The sequence below is a fragment of the Streptomyces sp. NPDC043876 genome (assembly GCF_056435825.1).
In genome coordinates this window covers 1-5059 of the sequence record NZ_JBWKDV010000047.1, presented here as the reverse complement: position 1 = coordinate 5059, position 5059 = coordinate 1, and the positions used below count along the sequence as shown (strand labels likewise).

The window sequence follows — 5059 nt, the reverse complement described above, 5'->3', positions numbered from 1 at the left end:
GTCAACCCATTGCTCGCACCGTCCTGGTTCACCGCCGAACCACGCACCACCGCCAACACCCGACGCCCATGACGCACCGCATCCGACAACCGCTCCACCGCCAGCACGCCCACGCCCTCAGCCCAGCCCGTGCCATCGGCCGAGTCCGAGAACGCCTTGCACCGCCCATCGGCAGCCAGACCCCGCTGCCGCGAGAACTCCACGAACACACCCGGCTCCGCCATCACCGTCACCCCACCCGCAAGAGCCAGGTCGCATTCACCGCTGCGCAACGCTTGCACCGCCAGATGCAGCGCGACCAGCGACGACGAACACGCCGTATCCACCGTCACCGCCGGCCCCTCCAGACCCAGCACATACGAGATACGACCCGAAGCGACACTCCCGGACGTCCCTGTCAGCAGATGGCCTTCGAACTCCACGGGCGCCTCGTGCAGCCGGGCTGCGTACTCCTGGTGGAACATGCCCGCGTAGACGCCGGTCCGTGAGCCGCGCAGCGAATGCGGATCGATACCCGCCCGCTCCAACGCCTCCCACGACGTCTCCAGCAACAACCGCTGCTGCGGATCCATCGCCAACGCCTCACGCGGCGAAATACCGAAGAACCCCGCGTCGAACTCCCCCGCACCATGGAGGAACCCACCCTCACGCACATACGTACGCCCAGGCACACCAGGCTCCGGATCGAACAGACCCGCCACATCCCAACCCCGATCAGTAGGCATGGGGCCGATGACGTCCCGTTCGTCCATGAGCAACTTCCACAGTTCCTCGGGCGAGTGGGCCTCGCCCGGGTAATGGCAGGCCATACCGACGATCGCGATCGGCTCTTCGGGGGCGACGGCCGGCCGGGCCGTGTCGGCCGGGTCGCTCCCGGCAACGTGGTGCGCCGACAGGCCCAGTGCCTCGCCGTGCAAGAAGTCCGCCAGCGCGCCGGGGTTCGGGTGGTCGAAGACGACGGTGACGGGAAGGACGACACCGGTCGCGGTGCCCAGCCGGTTGCGGAGCTCCAGCGCGGTCAGCGAGTCGAACCCAGCGTCCTTGAAGGACCTACGCGGCGCCAGGAGTTCCGTCGTGTCGTGCCGCAGGACGGCAGCCGCCTCGGCTCGGACCAAGTCGACCAGGATCCGGCGCTGTTCGGGCTCCGACAGCAACGCGATGCGCTCGGCGAGCACGGCGCCGGGCTCGGCGGTCCCGGCATCCTCCTGTGCTGCCCCCTCCGATCCCAGCGCACGTCGCGCCTCGGGTAGATCCGCGAAGAGTCGTCCGCGCCGCAGCGCAGCCGTGCGCGGAGCGAACTGGGACCAGTCGACGTCGACGACGGTGCGGCAGGTCGCGTCCTGGTCGAGCGTCCGTTGCAGCGCCTCGATGCCGGTGGCGGGCTCAAGCGCGCGGATGCCACGACGGTTGAGGCTCACCTCTCCGTTGCCCTCGGCCATGCCGCCGCCACCCCAGAGGCCCCAACTTATGGAGGTCGCCGCGAGTCCGCCGGCACGGCGCTGCTCGGCGAGCGCGTCCAGAGCCGCGTTGGCCATGGCGTACGCGGCCTGGCCGCCGTTACCCCATACGCCGGTGACGGAGGCGAAGAGGACGAAAGCGTCAAGGTCCAGGTGTGCGGTGAGCTCGTGCAGGTGAACGGCGGCCGTCGCCTTGGGGCTCAGGACCCCGTCCAGACGTCCGGGGGTGAGCGTGTCGACCGTCCCGTCGTTCAGCACACCGGCGGTGTGGAAGACGGCGGTCGGCGGATGCGCGTCGAGCAGGGCGGCCAGCGCGGCACGATCGGACACATCGCAGGCCGCGAGCGTGACCTGAACGCCGGACGCCCGCAACTCTCCCGCCAGCTCGTCCGCCCCGGGTGTCCCGGCACCACGACGGCCGGTCAGCACCAGGTGCTCGGCTCCGTTCCGGGCCAGCCAGCGGGCCACCCGGGTTCCGATGGCGCCCATTCCCCCGGTGACGAGCACGGTGCCGCGCGGTCGCCATTCCGGCTTCGCGCCCGTGGGCTTCCGGTGGCCTCCCTGAACGACGCGCCGGCCGTAGGCACCCGAGGGCCGCACCGCGAGCTGATCCTCACCGGCCGCGATCCCGGTGGCCAGCGCCCGCACCGCCAGACCCACCGTACGCGCATCGGCGTCCGCCGGGAGATCGATCAGACCACCCCAGCGGTCGGGGATTTCAAGAGCGGCAACCCGGCCGAGCGCCCACAGTTGCGCACCCGCCGTCTCCGGCACCTCACCAGGCACGACGGACACCGCACCCCGCGTCACCGCCCACACCGGAACACCGAACCCGGCGTCGCCGACGGCCTGCACCAGTGCCAGTGAGGTGGCGATGGCAATCGGTACGGTCGGGCGGTCGGCCTGTGCACCCTCGGCCCACCCCAGGAGGGAAAGGATTCCCACGAGGGGTTCCTGCTCTTCGGCCGCGGTGGTGAGCCGCGCCGCCAGGTCGGCGCGGTCCGTCGCCGTCACGTCGACCGTGAGACAGGAGACGGTGGCGCCGTGGGTGGTGAGGGCGTGCTGAATGTCGTGTGCGACACGCATGGCGTTCGCGTCCAGCTCCTCGGGCACGACGAGCAGCCACCGGCCGTCCAGACGCGCCGACTCCGACAGCGACAGCGACAGACTCTTCCACGCCACCTCATACGAAAGACCGTCCTGCGGCCCCGACGGAACAACCGCCGCAGAAGGACGCGACTCAAGCCAGTAACGCCGGCGTTGGAAGGGGTAGGTGGGCAGGTCGATGATGCGGGCACCGGTGCCCTCGAACAGTGCCGGCCAGGACACCTCCACCCCCTGGACGAACGCCTCCGCCACCGAAGTCAGGAAACGCCGCAAGCCCCCCTCCTCGCGGCGCAGTGAACCCACCGCACACACCTGCCGGCCCACCGACTCCGCGGTCTCCTGCACCGCCCCGGTCAGCACCGGATGCGCACTGGCCTCCACGAACACCCGGAAACCGTCCGCGAGCAACTGCTCGACCGTCTCCTGGAACCGGACCGGCCGACGCAGATTCCCGAACCAGTACCCCGCGTCCAACGACGCCGTGTCGATCGCCGCAGCCTCCACCGTCGAATAGAACGGAACCTCACCGCTCCGCGGACGAATACCCTCCAAAACCCCCTCCAGCTCGGCTGCCAACGTCTCCACATGCGCCGAGTGCGAGGCATAGTCCACCGGCAGACGCCGCGCCCGTATCCCCTCCGCCTCGCATCCGGTCACGAACTCCGCCACCGCATCCGGCTCACCCGCCACCACCGTGGCAGACGGCCCATTGACCACCGCCACCCCCAGACGCCCCACCCACCGCGCCAGACGCTCCTCCACCACAGCCACCGGCAACGCCACCGACGCCATCCCACCACGCCCCGCCAGCACACGCCCGATCAACCGCGCACGCAACACCACCACCCGAGCACCGTCCTCCAACGACAGACCACCCGCCACCACCGCCGCAGCAATCTCCCCCTGCGAATGCCCCACCACCGCATCCGGCACCACACCCAACGACCGCCACAACGCCGCCAACGACACCATCACCGCAAACGAAACCGGCTGCACCACATCCACCCGCTCCAACGCAGCCCCATCACCCAGCACATCAGCCAGCCGCCAGTCCACCAACCCCTCAAACGCCGCCTCACACCGCACCATCGACTCCGCGAACACCCCCGACTCCGCCCACAACCGCGCAGCCATCCCCACCCACTGCGTCCCCTGACCAGGAAACACAAACACCGACCGGCCACCCTCACCCGACACCACACCAGACACCACACCAGACGACAGCACACCAGCGGCCAGAGCATCCAAACCCGCACCCAGCTCCCCGGCATCCTCGGCCAGCACCACAGACCGGTGCTCGAACACCGACCGCGACACCACCGACGACAACCCCACATCCACCAACCGACCAGACCCAGCCGTCTCCTTGACACGGGACGCCAGCTCACCCACCACACCCGCCGAACGACCCGACACCACCACCGGCACCACCGGAAGGAGCTCCGCAGCACCCGGCTCCACCGGCTCCCGCACATCCGGCGCCTCCGGAACCGGCCCCTCCTCCAACACCACATGCGCATTCGTCCCGCTCACACCGAACGAGGAGACACCAGCTCGCCGCACACGCTCGCTGCGCGGCCACGGCACCTGCTCCGTCAGCAGCGTGACGGTTCCCGCCGACCAGTCCACCTCCGCCGTCGGCTCGTCCACATGCAGCGTCTTCGGCAACACACCGTGCCGCATCGCCATAACCATCTTGATCACACCAGCCACACCAGCAGCAGCCTGCGTATGACCCACATTCGACTTCAACGAACCAAGCCACAAAGGACGCCCCGCATCCCGCTGCCCATACGTCGCCAACAACGCCTGCGCCTCGATCGGATCACCCAAACGCGTCCCCGTCCCATGCCCCTCCACCACATCCACATCACCCACACCCAACCGCGCATCCGCCAACGCCCGGCGAATCAAACGCGACTGGGCCCGCCCACTGGGCGCCGTCAGTCCGTTGCTCGCACCGTCCTGATTGACCGCCGAACCACGCACCACCGCCAACACCCGACGCCCATGACGCACCGCATCCGACAACCGCTCGACGAGCAACACGCCCGCACCCTCGGCCCAGCCCGTGCCGTCGGCCGAGTCCGAGAACGCCTTGCACCGCCCATCGGTGGCCAGACCCCGCTGCCGCGAGAACTCCACGAACATGCCCGGTTCGGCCATGACGGTCGCGCCGCCCGCGAGGGCGAGGTCGCACTCACCGCTGCGCAACGCTTGCACCGCCAGGTGCAGCGCGACCAGCGACGACGAACACGCCGTGTCCACCGTCACCGCCGGCCCCTCCAGACCCAGCACATACGAGATACGGCCCGAAGCGACACTGCTGGAGGATCCGGTCAGCAGATAGCCCTCGTATCCGTCAGCGCTTTCGTGGAGTCGGGGGCCGTACTCCTGGGCCATCACTCCGGCGTAGACGCCGGTCCGTGAGCCACGCAGCGAATGCGGATCGATACCCGCCCGCTCCAACGCCTCCCACGACGTCTCCAGCAACA

At 69.5% G+C, this 5059-nt stretch carries 1 protein-coding gene; it reads right to left on the bottom strand.

From position 1 onward, the window contains the following. The coding region (locus AC0693_RS38610) for an SDR family NAD(P)-dependent oxidoreductase (RefSeq protein WP_478804605.1) at window positions 1-5059 on the bottom strand (5059 nt) is incomplete at both ends.